Source organism: Vibrio bivalvicida (assembly GCF_001399455.2).
In the GTDB taxonomy this organism is placed as follows: Bacteria; Pseudomonadota; Gammaproteobacteria; order Enterobacterales; family Vibrionaceae; genus Vibrio; species Vibrio bivalvicida.
The window spans coordinates 129,751-145,714 of record NZ_LLEI02000021.1 but is presented as its reverse complement, the minus strand read 5'-3'; the positions used below and the strand labels follow the sequence as shown (position 1 = coordinate 145,714).

Genomic DNA, 15,964 nt, shown 5'->3' with positions numbered 1-15,964 from the left:
CCTATCAAATATTGATAGGGCAGATCTTTTACTCGTGAACTGTTTTTATTACGAAAGGTCTCTGTGCATTCAATGCTGTATTTATTAAATACTGGCTCCCGGTAAGTTGGGGTAATCGGTATAGCCAACTTCATTACCACCAAATAGGGTTGAACCATCGAGTTCTGCTAGCGGCTGCCTGTATTTTAAGCGTTCAACCAAATCCGGATTAGAGACAAACGGACGCCCAAACGCGACCAGATCGGCATAACCTTTCTCAAGCACTTCATTCGCACTTTCTAGGGTATAACCTCCCGCGACGATAATGGTATTGGTGAAATACTCGCGTAGTTCAATGCGGAAACTTTCTGGTATCACAGGGGCATCATCCCAATCCGCTTCTGACAGATGTAAGTAGGCGATGTTTCTTTCTTGAAGCTGTTTCGCCGCTTGCAAAATTGTTGGCACAATATCTGGGCAGTTCATATCTTTAAAGGTAATAAAGGGAGCAAGCCTCACGCCAACGCGATTTGCACCGATAGCAGCACTGACTGCATCGACAACATCGAATAAAAAGCGCAGGCGATTTTCTCTGCTACCTCCATAGTTGTCTGTACGATGATTGGAGTTGGTTCGCAAGAACTGGTCGATAAGATAGCCATTGCCGCCATGAATTTCGACACCATCAAAGCCTGCTTCAACAGCCCGCCTCGCCGCATTGGCAAAGTCATGAACCACGCGATCAATGTCCTTTTGCGTCATAGCTCTTGGCTCAACACAGTCCACCATATTGCCATTGCCCTGCTCGTCGGCAATCCAAACTTGCGTTTCAACTGGCTTTAATGTCGAAGGTGCTATTGGCAACTCACCGTTTTGAAACACAGGATGTGAGACTCGACCAACATGCCATAGCTGACAAAACATTGCAGCGCCTTGCTGCTTAACGCCTTGAGTGATTTGCTTCCAACCAGCGACTTGCTCATCGATATAAACCCCTGGGGTGAATGAGTAACCTTGCGAGTCATCTGAGATTTGAGTCGCTTCGGAGATGATCAATCCAGCGCTGGCTCGTTGTTTATAGTAAGTCGCCATCATCTGATTAGGAATATTGCCCGGCTGACTGGTTCGCGCCCGAGTCATTGGTGCCATTACCAAACGGTTTTGTAGTTTAAGGGATTGAAGCTGGGTTGGTTGAAAGATTTTGCTTGCTGACATAATCATGGTTTCCTTGATATCTATTTTCGTTCCGTTAGTTTATTACCTCGATAAAATTTGATAATTGAGTAATATTTGAATTGATTATTCGTATTTACCGAATAATAAAAGTAAAGGAGAGAAGGTTGGACAAGTTTTCCGATATGACACTGTTTGTCAGCATTATCAAAAATCAGGGGCTAGCGGCCGCTGGGAGAGAACTCGGTCTATCGCCAGCAACGGTGACGGCAAGATTGCAAGCATTAGAAGATCATTATGGCGTTAAACTGCTCAATCGAAGTACTCGGCACATCTCATTGACTGATTCGGGCGCTATGTATCATCAGGCTTGTCTTGAAATCATCGACAGCGTCAAAGAAACAGAAAACCTGCTTCAAACGGGTATCAAAGAAGTACGCGGAACATTAAAGATTTCAGCGCCCAGAGATATAGGTAAACAATACATCTCGCCAATGTTATCTGAGTTCAGTGAACTGTATCCAGAAGTGATTCCCTACCTCTACCTAAATGATAACTTGTCTAACTTGGCAGAGTCTGGATTGGATATCGTGATTCGTTATGGAGAACTTGCAGATAGCAATCTTATCTCTCGCAAGCTAGCACCAAGTCGACGAGTGCTTTGTGCCTCTCCAACCTACTTAGCGAAGAAAGGGACGCCTATCACGCCACAAGATCTAGCCAATCACGACTGTTTAGCTATGGTGAGAAGTAATGAAGAGCTCAAGACATGGCACTTTCAAGACGATGACAAACACAATGCGATTACTGTGGTGCCAAAACGCTTTTCTGATGATGGTGAGGTCATACGCCAGTGGGCACTCGAAGGTGCAGGAATTGCGCTGAAATCGGTTATTGATGTGCAAGAAGACATCAAACAGCAGCGTTTAGTGACACTGCTGAATGGCTATATGAAGAACTTCAATGCCTCAACCTCTTCGGCGGGTGCAGACTTAAATGTTATCTATCTAAGCAGGCAGTACCAACCAAAAAGAATCCGGCTGTTTATTGACTTTTTAATTGAGAGGTTTAGTCGCGTTTAGTGCTCTTTATTATTGAGAAACGCTTCAACTTGGGTGTCAAGTTTATGCTTCCACTGAGGAGGTATTTCACGTTCGATCTCATCCAGTAGAAGTGCCGTTTCGTCACTCGGCATCACTTGCTGCGCGGCTTTAGCCCAAAGATAACTTTTCGCCATCATCTGTGAACCATCTTGATCCATTTGCTGCAATTTTTTCCAATACAACTGAGCGGTCGGTTGGTAAGCTTTTTCCAATTTCAACGATGACGCCACTTCGAAGAAGTAGAGAGCTTTGTTCGAACTATGTTCGTCTCCCTGAGTTTCTCCGGTCGCTTCTAAGTAAAGCAGTGCCAATTTATATGCTGCATCTCCCGAACGATTGTTAATCGCTTGCTGATACCAGTATTCTGCTGTCGCGGCATCAAACACTTTATGGTTTGTACTATAGATGTCTCCTAGCGTCACCTGAGCTTTAACTGCATTTCTCTCCGCCGCTCTTTGACACCATTCAATCGCGCTATGCACGTTGGGTACATACCATTTTGTGCCTAGATACAATCGGCCCTTATCACAGGCCGCTTCATAAACGCCACTCTCATAAGCCAGTTCAAACCAATCACTCGGATTTTCACTGGACTCGTGATGCAATAAGCAAAAACCGTACTCTTGTTGCGCTGCGGGTATACCTTTTTTAGCCGCGACCGAAAATAGATGACAAGCCTGCTCTAAGTCTTGCTTAACCTCTCCCCAGCCGAACTTATAGAACAGCGCTAACGCGAAATGCGCTTCGGAAGATCCCTTCTGTCCTAAACGCTCAAACATGCCGAACGATAACGAGTAATCTTCAATTGCAAGCGCATCATAAGCTCGCGTTAGCTGTTCTTTCTGGTCTTCTGCATAACTCAACGACGTAAAAACTAGGCTAAGCATCATCAGCCCAAAACATTTATTTATAATATTTATCATTCAACTAGTTTCTCGTTGGGAAAATACCTTGTAGCGCAATAATCCAGTTCACCACGACATAAGGCATACGATTCTCGTGAGACTGGTCGCCACCAGCACTATCAACTGTAGTCGAAGCGGAGAGATTATTTGAGGCAACCAAACTAAAAGATATTGAATCAGGACTCATGTCGACATCTGGTACATCCGCAGAGTACATAGATTTGCTTTTCCCTTTTGCCAATACATTGCCTGTTGGGCTTTTCTCGCTTGCATTACCACTAAACGCATGTAAGCTGATCACGCCATCGACATCGATATCACCAGACATCTGAGTGGAAGCCGTGTGAGTGTGAGAAGGCATTTGATCTTGAGTAAGAACGACGCTTTCAACACCGCCACGAGCACCCAGTGAATAGCTGCTTAGGCCCGGTCCAGTTCCTGCACCTATCAGAGCGCGACCACGGGTATCTGGCAAACCAAACGTCGTTCTCCCATCTCCGCCGTAGGTGGTTCCCAAGATAGAGAACAAAGCCGTGTTCTGTGAAATGCTTAATAGCTGCCCTTGAGCCAAGGCATATCCACGAGGTGCGAAGTTCCCAGCAAACGCACACATAGTTCCAATAAGAGGGGTATCACTGCACGCTAATGCATTAGAGCTAAACATTAACGAAGGTACTAAGGCTCCGGTGAGAACCAGTTTTCTTATACAAGGGTTCATAACTCAACTCCCATCATTGTCAGGTTTATTAAACGCTAGCTATTTATTGACGCTATCAAAACAACAATCAGAGCAACTCATTCAAATCAAGATTTATTTTTCAAATCAACACCTTGTAATGAGCCCGCTCTAACAATACCTTTATTGACAACAAAATCAATAAAACTAAACCTTTACAGTATAGGTTGGATTTATGCGGTAATGAGACAATTTGTGGTAGGTTAGCTTTCGTGCATATTGCCTAGAGTCGGATTATAGAATTACCTCTTAAAAGCATGAAGCCTTTAGCAGCGACAAACAATCTATTTACTAGTTAGCCTCACTATTCTAGAAAGGCTAACATAAATTGATTTAGGGGTTTTGCTCGCGAAACTTATCGCCAACGTCCTTGAACGTAGATATATGCTCTTCGGCATGATACGCCGCAGCCTGAGGATCATTATTGCAGATCGCATCGACCAAAGGCTTGTGCGCATCGACAATACTGGCAGGCTCGTGGCTTGCCAAGTCGATATTAAAAAACAGCAACATTTGGTTGGAGACATGACGATAGATATTAACGAATCGGCTGTTGTGGCTCATAGCAACAATCAAAGAATGCAGCTCAAGTTCGTATTTACTTAAAGTCTGAGTCGTGACATTGTCTGTTTTGGCCACTTTTTCGAAATCGGCCATTAGCTCCTTAAGCTGCTGTTTGTTCTCATCATCGGCTTTTATCGCCGCAAGCCAAGCAGAACGTGATTCAATCGCCACTCTCAGGTGGTAAATCTCCCACAAGTCTTGCTCATTTATCTCAATAACCTGCCAACCAGCATAAGGTTTTTGCACTACTAACCCTTCATGAGACAAAGTATTCAAAGCCATTCGGATAGTGCTTCGCGAGAGCTCCAACTCTTTTGCTAGTGAACTCTCGACGATTCGCTCACCCATTTTGTAGCTGCCATTCAGGATCAAGTCTCGCAAATAGCCGACTGCCTGATCTTCTAAACTGCTTTTATTGAACTTCACCATCACTAAACCCGTTAAAAACCAAAGCTTAATCATTTTAAATCAACTAATTACACACTGCAAAGCAGCATTTATTAGCGATTACTTGTACTGTTTAATTTAGTGACGATTGTCTAACAATCCGACAAAAAACACCAGTTTTTATATATCCATGATCCGTTTCTCATTTCATTCATAAATAATTTGTATAATTGTCATCAGGTCGATTGTCCGACAATCTACAATAGGTAAGAATATGAGCAATTTTAAAAAGGCGATAAAGTTGTCACCCTCCGACAACGTTGCAACCTTACTCTCAGACGTAGGTAAGGGAGAACAAGTAGAGATCATTGATGATAAGAGCAAAGTGATCGGTGTATACACCGCCCTTCAAGCCATTCCATTTGGCAATAAGATTGCCCTTAGGAATTTTGCAAACCACACAATCGTAAACAAAGGTGGTTATCCGATCGGATTAACCTGCGCCGGGATCCATCTCGGCGATCTCGTTCATGTACAAAACGTGCGCAGTACTCGCGTTGATATTCCTGCCCCCATCATTGAACAGATCATTCAACAAATGCAGATCGAGAGTGAATAATGAAAACTTTCCAAGGCTATAGACGCGCCGACGGTCAAGTCGGCATTCGTAATCACATTTTGATTTTAGCAATTGATGAATGTGCTGAAGGTATTGCTCAAGCAATCAAACAAAAGATCTCCGACTGTGTCGTTGTAACCAACCATTACACCTGTATGTATGGTGGTAATGAAGAGATGGTTAACGTCATGATTGGTGCCGCACTAAACCCAAATATTGCGGGTGTACTGGTATTGAATATGGGCTGTGGCAGCATTGACCCTACGATTATCACGACACCAATAAAACACGCTAAGAAACCCGTTTTTAGTCTTTCTATCATCAAATCTAAAGGTACTCGACAAACAATCAATGAAGGCGTTCAGATTGTTGATGAACTTGTCAATATGGCTCATCAAGTAAAGGCGGAGCCAACACCAATTTCCGAACTGATTGTCGGGATCAAGTGCGGAGGATCAGATACCAGTTCAGGGATTGCTTCAAACCCTTCAGTAGGAAAGGCGGCGGATCGACTTGTTGAAATGGGTGCAACTTGTGTTGCTGGTGAGTTAATCGAATTGATTACCTGTGAGCAAATCCTCCGTAAACGAGCAGTGAATGAAGATGTTGCAGACAAAATGGAGCGCTTGATTGCTGAAGAGGAACGCCGCTGGCATATCGACGGGACTAACGTAGAAACAATGAGCATCGGCAATAGCGTTGGTGGTCTCACTACACTAGAAGAAAAAGCCCTTGGTGCGTTGCATAAAACGGGGACTAAACCCATTCAGGATGTACTTGAAATCAACCCAAGTGGCATTCAGAAACCAGCCCAACCTGGCTTTTATCTCTCTGAAGTCACGCATTTGTGTGGCGGTTCAGGGATGCATTTTGCGGCCCTAGGCGCGCACGTCATTCTCTGGACAACGGGTGGAGCTGGATTCAGTAATCCGATCGTCCCTGTTATTCGAGTCAGTGGTAATAGCGCCCAAATCACTGATGACATTGACGTCGATGTTAGCGGCATTATGTCGGCCACACTAAGCGTGGTTGAAGCAAGTGAACGAGTTTTAGAGCAACTAGATAATGTCGTTCAAGGCCAAAAAACCGCCATCGAGGATGTTGGCTATGCCTTCTGCTCTCTGTATCAGAAAGACCAAAGACTAGAGCAGCTTCTCTGCAAGCAATCGGTTTAATTTCAATAAAACAAGTCAGCACTCTAAAGGATACACCTTTAAGAGGAAAACCAATGAAAATTACTAATATTGAAGTGATATGTCTTCGCGTCCCACAGAATGGTGAGGCCTGCGAATGGGGTCAGGACGCCGTGATCGTCAAAGTTCACACCGATAATGGGCTTGTCGGCATCGGTGAAGCGGATAGCTCACCTGCTGTCGTTAAAGCTTGTATCGAAACGCCCCATTCCAACCTCTATTGCTATGGATTGAAAGAACTCTTACTCGGTGAGAACCCACTAGAGATAGAGCGACTTTGGAACAAAATGTACTGGGCTTCCAACTATGTAGGACGCCGCGGGGCTGGGATACATGCCATCAGCGCGATCGATATCGCGCTCTGGGATATTGCTGGCCAATTTTACGATGTACCTGTCCATACCTTGCTAGGTGGAAAATATCGTGACTGTATTCGGGCTTACGGAACTTTTATCCCAGCTAGCAAACCTGAAGAAAACCGAGACATTGCATTACGTCTGGTCAAGCAAGGCTTTACTAGCATCAAATTCGGCGGCGGTGTATTTGGTGACGACCCAGAACTCGACTATCAAATCGTTAAGCATGTCCGAGAAGCTGTCGGAGATGATATCGAAGTACAGATCGATCTTGCATCGAAATGGCGCACATCAGGCCATTCGGCATACATGAGTAAGAAGCTAGAACCTTTTAATCTCAATTGGATTGAGGAACCTGTTCTTGCCGATGATCTTAGAGGTTATGCAAAACTGGCTGCCAAAACAGAAGCTAAATTGGCTGGTGGTGAGTCACTGACCACTCGTTATGAGTTCCTAGACTTTCTCGAACGTTCTCAAGTTGACATCGTACAGCCCGACATTACTCGATGTGGCGGTATCACTGAGATGAAGAAGATCTATGATTTATCACAACTGCACGGAGTGCAACTTGTCCCTCACGGTTTCAGCACAGGTATTTTGCTCGCGGCTTCTGTGCACTTTCTAGCGGCCTGTGAACACGGAACCTTGATGGAATATTCACAAAGTTCCAGCCCCTTATTTACTGATCTGGTCACCAATCGACTTCCGTTTCAAGACGGATTCGTCCCCGTACCAGACTGTCCAGGACTCGGTATTAAGCTCAATGACGACATCATCGAGAAATTCCGTACCGATGCTTATTAAATAATTAATATTACAGGGATTATCCAATATGAAACATAAAGATAGACAGATAGATAAGCCTTTGATGATGATAAGCTTGACGACGATATTTGTAATCGTCGCAGGGCTTTCACTCTATCCAGAGCAAGGCAATGCTATCGCAAAAAAACTATTTATCATTCTCACTGAGCAATTTGGCGAAGTGTTCCTTCTGTTTGGTTTTTTTAGCGTCATTATCCTTGCTTGGCTAGGTTTTGGTAAACACGGCAGTATTAGGCTTGGTGAAGCCAAACCTCAGTACTCATTCTTTACCTACTTAGCAATGATGATATGCGCGGGTTTGGGCTCAGCGACAGTTTACTGGGCATTCGTAGAATGGGCTTATTATTACATGGGACCACCAATGGGTATTGAACCATTTTCAACCACTGCCGCAGAATGGGCAACCAGTTACAACATGTTTCACTGGGGTATTTCGGCTTGGTCTCTTTACTGCATTGCTTCATTACCTGTCGCCTACTCCTTCCATGTACGTAAAAACCCTCAGCTGAAACTGAGCGCTGTATGCGAGAGCATCATGGGGAAATACTACAACCCAGTTGTCGGAAAAATCATTGATACTATTTTTATTTTTAGCTGTGTTGGTGCAATGGGAATCACTCTAGGCTTAAGCGTGCCCATGGTGACGGAAGGTATTGCTGAATTACTAGGCGTTCAGAGTAGCTTTGGTATGAATGTATCATTGATGCTGGCTATTACTGCCCTATTTACGGTGAGCTCGTATGTTGGAATCGAGAAAGGTATGGCGAAACTTAGCGATATGAATACCAAGTTAGCTGTTGTTTTTGTCCTTCTAGTACTGCTTGTTGGTCCAACCTCTTTCATCATTGATCAGATGACCAATGGCTACGGCTTGATGCTACAAAACTTTGTCCGTATGAGCTTGTGGACTGACCCAATTGAAGGTAGTTCATTCCCAACCTCTTGGACAGTGTTCTACTGGGCTTACTGGATGACTTACGTGCCATTTATGGCTTTGTTTGTGACTAAAGTGTCACGTGGTCGAACTCTCAAAGAAGTCATCATCAGTATGGTTCTTGGTGGTAGCGCTGGTTGTTTCATTTTCTTTGGCGTGCTTGGCAGCTACAGTATGAGCACACATTTGAATGAACTTGTTAACGTCACGGATATGCTATCCAATGTTGGTGGATCGGAAACCGTTGTCGCGGTGCTTAAAACGCTGCCATTTAGTTCGGTATTCATCCTGATTTTTGCTGTAATGTCGACATTATTCTTAGCTACAACATTAGATTCAGCTTCTTTCACTCTTGCGACAACAGTGGCTAACCAACTTGATGAAGATGCTAACCCACCAACCAGTCTAAGATTGTTCTGGTGTATGATTCTCGCCGCAGTACCACTTGCGATGATGTTCATCGATGCCCCATTAAGCACAGTACAGACTCTAGCTATCGTGACTTCTCTGCCTCTGATGGTTGTTATATTTATTATGCTATATGGTTTCTTTAAATGGATTGCTAACCCGGTGGAAGATGGCAAGCCAGTTTCAGAAGTACCAGAACAAGAAGCACCTCTTCAGCAACTCAACGTCGAGAGCTAACCGAGCATATTTTAACATTAAATGCAGCACTGTATTAGTGCTGCTTTTTTAAGCTCATTGAGAGCGAATTCTTCATGCGACGACTTAGCTCCCCGGGAGTCGTCAAAACAAATGTCTTAAACTCTCTGGTCATATGTGCTTGATCCGAGAAACCATGCTCAAGTGCGAAATCTGCAAGCGAGACATCCGGGTTTTCTCTCAGTTTATTCAAGCTGGAATGAACTCTACGCAACCTTTGAAAATATTTCGGGCTCATTCCGAGCCACTGGTGAAACCTACGCTCGACTTGCCTTTGATTGTATGGAAACTGCTCTCCAATTTTCCCTTGTGTCGCTAACTTGATTAGCTTCGCCCGTTTAGCAAAAGCAGCTTCCCTCGGAAGTATTTGCTGTCCACACCATCGGTAAAGTGTCGTCAGATGTCTACTTTGATTTTGCTCGGACAATTGCTCATGAAGTGACGTAAGTACAGACATAATCTGCGAATCATTGTTGATCAATGACGGTAACATCATCCCTGGCTGAAAACGAATTCCACATAGCTGGGCGCCATGAGAAAGCTCAATAATTTGAGTTTTATGATTATACTTTTGAACAATTATCGGATCACTAATCAGCGAACTTGATAGGCAAGCCTCACCACTCAATAAGAAAGTAACCCCCGAGCCGCCATCACAGTACAATGGTTTTTTTATGGTGCCGTGTTGCCCGCCAATAGTCTTTACCGACCATATAGCTTGGATATGGTCAGATAACTTGCCACGCGGTTTCAGAATTCGAAAATCCATTTCGCTGTTAAGTTTCCTTCAGCTAGATTACTACTTTGACAGGCTGCCGATTTCTGGCTTGAATGTTTTAGCCACGCGATTCCAGCTATTGATAGCATTGATCGCAAGTGTTAACACCACTAGGCCTTGTTCACCAAAGACCGCCAATGTCGACTCAAAATCGTCATCAGATGTAGCGTTATTATTACTGACCATTTCAGCCCAATGTAGCGCAACTTTCTCATCGTCGCTATATATAGGCATCTCTCGCCATGCAGTTAATCCAATTAAGCGATGCTCAGACTCCCCGCTACTCAACGCCTCTTTACTATGCATATCGACACAAAAAGCGCACTGATTTACTTGGGATACTCTTAATTTAACCAACTCCCATAGGGCTAATGATAGCGTTGATTGCTGCTCAAACTGCGCTCTTAAATAGTTTTCTTGACCTAGTAGAATCTGAATCCCTTCTGGGGCAGCATTAAAATAGTCTAATCTCTGAGTCATAGTGTTATCTCCTTTAATAGATACGCTCAGATTATTGCTTCCCCTTACTCTATGATTGAAGATTTTCGACATCGTGTAGAGACAGAAAAGCCTACCGTGAAAAAGGTAGGCTTAGCTGAGATACATGAAAATTTCGCTACTGATTAAGTCCAGAAACTTAAGGCTATAACAGTTAGCGCAGCGATACACGCTATGTTAAGGATAATCCCAACACGCATCATCTCTCTTTGCTTGATGTACCCAGAGCCAAACACGATCGCATTCGGAGGCGTCGCAACTGGCAGCATAAATGCACAAGATGCAGCCACTGCAATGAGCACAGAAAGAATTACAGGCGACATGCCAAACGCTTCTGCAACGCTAGCAAAAACAGGGATTAACAAAGCCGCACTCGCCGTGTTACTGGCAAATTCAGTTAGGAATACGACAAAAATAGCGATAACCGCTATGATGAGAAAAATGCCCCAATGCGCGATCATTTCACTTAACGTGTTGGCGAGAAAGACACTTGTCCCCGTTGCTTTTAGGACATTGCTCAAACAAATACCACCACCGAACAAGAGTAAAACCCCCCAATCAGCGGTTTTCTCGATATCTTTCCAGTGTACAACGCGGGCAAAGCTAACCGCGATAATGGCTCCAAGAGCAACAAGCGTGTCAAACTTAGCGTATCCACCAAGCATCGCATTAATTGGTTTGCTGAAGATCCATAAACAGACGGTTGCGGCGAAAATAGCGAGAGTGACAACTTTACCTTTATCCCAGTTGATCGCTTCGCGATTTAACTCGAACTCTCCAGATAGGTTAGGTTTAAGAGCGGCATAAAGCACTGCGATAGCAACAGGCAATAAAATCAGTGTTGTTGGCACACCAAAACTCATCCACTCGGTGAAGGTTAAGCCAACTTCCGCCGCTGCAATCGCGTTTGGTGGACTGCCAACAATCGTTGCAATACCACCAATACTTGCGCTATAGGCGATACCCAGCAACACAAAGACATACGTCTTATGACCGCTTTCAGAGTTCACTTTACTTAATACGCCAAGAACCAAGGGCAGCATCATCGCTGTAGTCGCGGTATTGCTGATCCACATAGACAGTGCAGCGGTAACGCCAAACAGCATAAACACAGCCACACTCATTTTACCTTTGGCGAGGATCAGTACTTTGTCTGCGATAACTTTATCCAACCCCTGTCGGTGCATAGCCGCCGCTAAGGCGAAGCCACCAAGGAACAAGAAGATAATTGAGTTAGCAAAATTGTTCAGCGCGGTTTGAGTGTCAAATACACCAAACAAAACAGCCATAATCGGCACTAAAATGGCCGTAACCGTGACATGCAACGCCTCTGTCAGCCATAAAATCGCGATAAAGGTCAGCATACTGATACCAAGCACGACTTGAGGGTCAAATGGCAGGGTAAAGTACAAGGTGAGAAATAGAGCAACGTCAGCAAGGATAATCAGGCTATTGCGGTTAAAAAACCATTCTCTAGTATTGTTGGGCAAAGGGACACTATCATTTCTATTCATTATTATTTTTCCTTATTAGGGCCTTGTGGCATTGCAAATGATCCCACATAAACACCATTTGGAAATATTTTTCATTGCAAATTTGTTAACCGTATCAACAATGAGGTTATGAATGTTAACAGTATGAATAGAATGAACATTTAATCATCACGGGCATTACATGCACGCTCGTCATTCATATAAATTGATGATACTAGAGTACTATCAAGCATGTAGCTCTAGGTACGACCTGTCCGCAAACATTCACATTAATTTTAGTCTCTCTTAGAGTGTAAAAAAGGGGAATCAAGTCCCCCCTCTTCACTTTGCCTTTTACGCGATTAACTGTTCAAAGCTTTCCATTACTTCAGCACACTTCATCACTCGGCCGTGCCCTTGCCCTTGGGTTGCCACCAGCATTACGTTTTCCATTTCTTGAGCCGCCTTTTGTGACACTTCAAACTTAGTAAACTTGTCACCTTGATCGTGGACGATAATGGTTTGCGCACTGCGTAACTTAAGCTTATTGTACGGGTCGACGGATTGAATTGGGTAGTGGTACTGATCTTCAACCTCAGAAACGACAGCATTGAACAAACGCATTGAGTAGCCTGAGCGAGCAACGCTACCAAATAGGTTATCGAGATAATCCAATACAGGCGCAATCAACAAGAAAGGTTTATCGACTAGTTTCTGATGATGACACTCGATCGAAGACGCCGTTCCCATGCTGTGACCAACAAGCCCAGCCACATCATCAACACTATCCAAAATCGCTTCTAAGCCATGAACAAATGCCGGAATATGCCCGTACACACCGCCACTTTGACCGTGACCCGGGTGATCATACGCCAATGCGGTGTAGCCTCGGCTCGCAATGTGCTCCATCAAGGGGTAAAACTGACTCGCACTCCCCGACCAACCATGGGTCAGCACCCACACTGGGCCTGTGCCTAATCGGTAAGTTTTAAGTACTCCTTCCTTCGATTCAACTTCGCCTTTAATCAATCCGGTTGGCTCAGCATTCTTAGGCTTGGTGCGCGCAGGGGTCAGCAGCAATTTACGCGCGGTATTTTTGGCATGGTTAGGTGCCAAAGTGTGATGAAGCCGCGTTGTCATGTTGACTAAACTCTTCTTCACACTGAACTTTTTCGAGGTATTAAAGTAAATCTTCTCACTCATGGTTTTATCCTTTTGGTGCCAGTCTCTACTTCTCGCCCAAAAGCGAACGACCGTGCTATTTCTAGTTAAATAATTAGCTAAGTGAACTTCACTTAGCTTAAATTCGTCTTACTTCCAGTCAGCTAACAGGCGTTTAACGCCCTGCCAGAAGTGCTCGTTGCTCGCCTGCTCTCCGTGTATCGAATAAAACAGATGGGCACTTAGATATAAGCCATACAATTCGAACGTGGCCTGCCTAGGCTCAAGATCTTGGCGAAACTCACCATTCTCGACCCCTTTCGCAACCTGAATTCGTAAGTACTCTATCCAAGTTGCGATGGTTTTCTTTAGTACTTGCTGAGTAGGGGCCGTTTCCACGCTTGTCTCTTTCCAAGCATCTAAGAACATACAGCTGCCTTGAAAAGAGTGGTTCCACCCTAACCAGTTATCGAGCAGTAGTGTGAGCTTTTCTTCGATGGTGATCGAAGTTCGCTCCCTCGCGGGCGCAATCACGCGCTGAGTAAAGATCTGGTTGGCGTAATCCAAAACCGCTATTTGCAGGTTATCCTTGGAGTTAAAGTGAGCAAATAAGCCACTCTTTGACATCCCGCATTGCTTGGCTAATTCCCCAATAGTCAAGCTCTCAAGCCCATTTTCACTCGCTAGCTCAAATGCCTTACTTAAGATATTTTCTCGGGTAACTTTGCCTTTACTCATACTGCTCTCTCGTTACTGTTAATGCTATTTTTAGCACACTCGTTCTTTTTTGCAAATTTTATCTCTCTTGCGACTGAATGAAATCACAAAGTCTAACCCGTAAATGTAACAATTCTTAGGGTTAGATTTGACTCTCAAATTACTGTGGTAACTGATAGTAGCCTCAGCATAAATTGATTTAGATTCATTCCTTAAGGCGAATTTATTGATATACCCTGAACACTTTTAATGGTTTTGATGTCGTTATGGAAAGTAAGAAAATTCAAAGTATTGAGCTAGGCCGAGTGATAGCGATATTAGCGATTGCCGCCATGCACTGTCAGATGTTTCTCAGCTATTGGCAAATTAATGAGACGCCCTGGGTTGGATACGTGTTTAACCAAGCAACACGCTTTGCCGTCCCTTTGTTCTTTTTGATTTCAGGTTATTTGATCCAACCCAAGCTAACCGTTGACCCAATCGCGACGCTTAAGCGCTACACCACTCCTTTGCTGCGCATTTTTGTTGTCTGGAGTGTGATATGCCTTGTTATGCCTTTTAACTGGGCGACTGTGGCTGAGCATGGGTATCTCGCCGAACGTCAAGGTTATTGGGGTTACCTTGGTCAAGCACCACTAAACTCGCTGCTAGAAGGCGGCCTCGTCCACTTATGGTTTATTCCCGCGCTGATTTTTGCAGCTGCGATTGGTGCTGGGTTACAAAAGTTTAAGCAGATAGAGCTTTTTGTCCCGCTTGGCATCGCACTGTATGTTTATGGTGTTCTTGCAGGCAGCTATCAGGGTCTGACTGAGTTCTGGTCTCCATTCTTTACCCGAAACGGCCCGTTTTTTAGTACCTTGTTGTTTGCGATTGGTTTTTCGATTCGTCAGCAAACGATAAATGCCACTTCCCGCCAGGCCTTGCTGCTGGCGTTAGTCGGTATGCTGTTACATTTCGCTGAAGCCTTTATCCTCAATAACTATCAGCAACCGTTTAATGGCAACGACTTCCTGTTTGGTACTGTGCTGTGGGGAACGGGCTGCTTTATGTGGTTACTATCAAAACCAGCACTCGGAACTCATTATTGGCTAACCAAGCAATCTAAGTATGTGTTACCTCTCTACCTGGCTCACCTACCTATGATTATTATGATGATGAACGTATCTGGAGTATTGGGCCTGACTGGATTTGCCAAAGATATGACCGTACTGTTTGGCACGATAGTGATAACCTTTGGATTGATTAAAGGGTTAGAGAAAACACCCCTCTATCGACTTCTATTTAGGTAGCTATGTTGGAGTATTATAGAGAGCATTGTTTAGGTAATCGTTGAACAATAGACAAAAACAAAGCGATGGGTAATCCATCGCTTTGTCGTTAATTGGGCTTACGAGCCAAGTCTCTGGCAAGAATCAGTGCTAAGCCAAATACCTGCAGAAACAAGCCAATGTTCTTGTACCAAGCGATCCTTTCATTAAGCGATGTCATCAGTTCAGAGATAGAGAGATTCTCTAGATAAAAATTATCAATCTGATTTCGATACGATTGCTGGGCTTGGTTTATCAGCATCATCAATTGCGGAAGATTGTCCAAGTTAATCTCTGGGATTGGCTGATTAACCCACTGACTCAATTGACCCTGTAGCGTCGCCTGCAGTTGCTGTTGAACTTCGCCCTCGTGAGCGATATGCAGGAGCAACATTTCACGCTTACGTTCGAGCATTTCAACACTGTTCCACGCTAACTGAATTGAATAAATGTTTTCATCTTTTTGCTCAGATAGCTGACCAATCTCTCCACTCAACTTGTCGAGCACAATACTCGACATCAAAAGTGCCAAGACATTGAGGACTAGCCCCGTCAGCACTAGCGCCCATGCAGGAGGAGAGCGAAACATCATTA

Annotated in this window: 16 protein-coding genes; 6 read left to right on the top strand and 10 right to left on the bottom strand. The window is 44.3% G+C overall.

The features are described 5' to 3' along the window. Positions 1-84: 84 nt before the first annotated feature. Positions 85-1,194, bottom strand: a complete 1,110-nt coding sequence (locus tag APB76_RS05980; RefSeq protein ID WP_157633187.1) for an alkene reductase — start codon at positions 1,192-1,194, stop codon at positions 85-87. A gap of 125 nt (positions 1,195-1,319) precedes the next feature. Between APB76_RS05980 and APB76_RS05975 the strand changes: the two genes are divergently transcribed. Next, on the top strand, positions 1,320-2,234 hold the full coding sequence (locus APB76_RS05975; protein ID WP_054961134.1) for a LysR family transcriptional regulator: 915 nt from the start codon (positions 1,320-1,322) through the stop codon (positions 2,232-2,234). On the opposite strand, the gene APB76_RS05970 is transcribed toward APB76_RS05975, so the two are convergent. The 3 genes from APB76_RS05970 to APB76_RS05960 form a co-directional block, all read right to left on the bottom strand. After that, complete coding sequence (locus APB76_RS05970) at positions 2,231-3,145, bottom strand: tetratricopeptide repeat protein (protein WP_235431328.1); 915 nt, start codon at positions 3,143-3,145, stop codon at positions 2,231-2,233. The two genes, APB76_RS05975 and APB76_RS05970, sit on opposite strands and share 4 nt — an antisense overlap. 37 nt (positions 3,146-3,182) lie before the next feature. Further along, positions 3,183-3,878 (bottom strand): phage tail protein, encoded by a 696-nt coding sequence (locus APB76_RS05965; protein ID WP_049844621.1) that lies wholly within the window; start codon positions 3,876-3,878, stop codon positions 3,183-3,185. 351 nt (positions 3,879-4,229) lie between these two features. Then, positions 4,230-4,922 carry a GntR family transcriptional regulator gene (locus tag APB76_RS05960; RefSeq protein WP_054961135.1) on the bottom strand — a complete coding sequence of 231 codons (693 nt, stop codon included), beginning with the start codon at positions 4,920-4,922 and terminating at the stop codon, positions 4,230-4,232. Between the two features lie 199 nt (positions 4,923-5,121). Here APB76_RS05960 and APB76_RS05955 point away from each other — a divergent pair, with 199 nt between their 5' ends. The 4 genes from APB76_RS05955 to APB76_RS05940 are packed head-to-tail and all read left to right on the top strand — an operon-like array spanning position 5,122 to position 9,419. Further along, positions 5,122-5,466 (top strand): UxaA family hydrolase, encoded by a 345-nt coding sequence (locus APB76_RS05955; protein WP_054961136.1) that lies wholly within the window; start codon positions 5,122-5,124, stop codon positions 5,464-5,466. Further along, positions 5,466-6,641 carry a UxaA family hydrolase gene (locus APB76_RS05950; RefSeq protein ID WP_054961137.1) on the top strand — a complete coding sequence of 392 codons (1,176 nt, stop codon included), beginning with the start codon at positions 5,466-5,468 and terminating at the stop codon, positions 6,639-6,641. The genes APB76_RS05955 and APB76_RS05950 overlap by 1 nt, the downstream gene beginning before the upstream one ends. A 53-nt stretch (positions 6,642-6,694) precedes the next feature. Next, entirely contained in the window at positions 6,695-7,819 is a 1,125-nt protein-coding gene (locus APB76_RS05945) for a mandelate racemase/muconate lactonizing enzyme family protein (RefSeq protein ID WP_049844617.1), read from the top strand. 28 nt (positions 7,820-7,847) lie between these two features. Then, positions 7,848-9,419, top strand: a complete 1,572-nt coding sequence (locus APB76_RS05940) for a BCCT family transporter (RefSeq protein ID WP_049844616.1) — start codon at positions 7,848-7,850, stop codon at positions 9,417-9,419. 34 nt (positions 9,420-9,453) lie between these two features. Here APB76_RS05940 and APB76_RS05935 read toward each other — a convergent pair whose 3' ends face one another. From APB76_RS05935 to APB76_RS05915, 5 genes are all read right to left on the bottom strand, one after another. Beyond that, positions 9,454-10,206: a helix-turn-helix domain-containing protein gene (locus APB76_RS05935; protein WP_054961138.1), complete on the bottom strand. Its 753-nt coding sequence runs from the start codon at positions 10,204-10,206 to the stop codon at positions 9,454-9,456. Positions 10,207-10,236: 30 nt separating this feature from the next. Further along, a complete protein-coding gene (locus APB76_RS05930; RefSeq protein ID WP_049844614.1) occupies positions 10,237-10,695 on the bottom strand; it encodes a carboxymuconolactone decarboxylase family protein in 459 nt (152 codons plus the stop codon). A gap of 143 nt (positions 10,696-10,838) precedes the next feature. Further along, positions 10,839-12,227: an SLC13 family permease gene (locus tag APB76_RS05925; RefSeq protein ID WP_049844613.1), complete on the bottom strand. Its 1,389-nt coding sequence runs from the start codon at positions 12,225-12,227 to the stop codon at positions 10,839-10,841. A gap of 312 nt (positions 12,228-12,539) precedes the next feature. After that, positions 12,540-13,388 carry an alpha/beta hydrolase gene (locus tag APB76_RS05920; protein WP_054961139.1) on the bottom strand — a complete coding sequence of 283 codons (849 nt, stop codon included), beginning with the start codon at positions 13,386-13,388 and terminating at the stop codon, positions 12,540-12,542. Between the two features lie 108 nt (positions 13,389-13,496). Continuing rightward, entirely contained in the window at positions 13,497-14,084 is a 588-nt protein-coding gene (locus tag APB76_RS05915; RefSeq protein WP_049844611.1) for a TetR/AcrR family transcriptional regulator, read from the bottom strand. Between the two features lie 245 nt (positions 14,085-14,329). Between APB76_RS05915 and APB76_RS05910 the strand changes: the two genes are divergently transcribed. After that, entirely contained in the window at positions 14,330-15,352 is a 1,023-nt protein-coding gene (locus tag APB76_RS05910; protein WP_054961140.1) for an acyltransferase, read from the top strand. A gap of 88 nt (positions 15,353-15,440) precedes the next feature. Here APB76_RS05910 and APB76_RS05905 read toward each other — a convergent pair whose 3' ends face one another. After that, positions 15,441-15,962: a hypothetical protein gene (locus APB76_RS05905; protein WP_054961141.1), complete on the bottom strand. Its 522-nt coding sequence runs from the start codon at positions 15,960-15,962 to the stop codon at positions 15,441-15,443. Between the last annotated feature and the right edge of the window lie 2 nt (positions 15,963-15,964).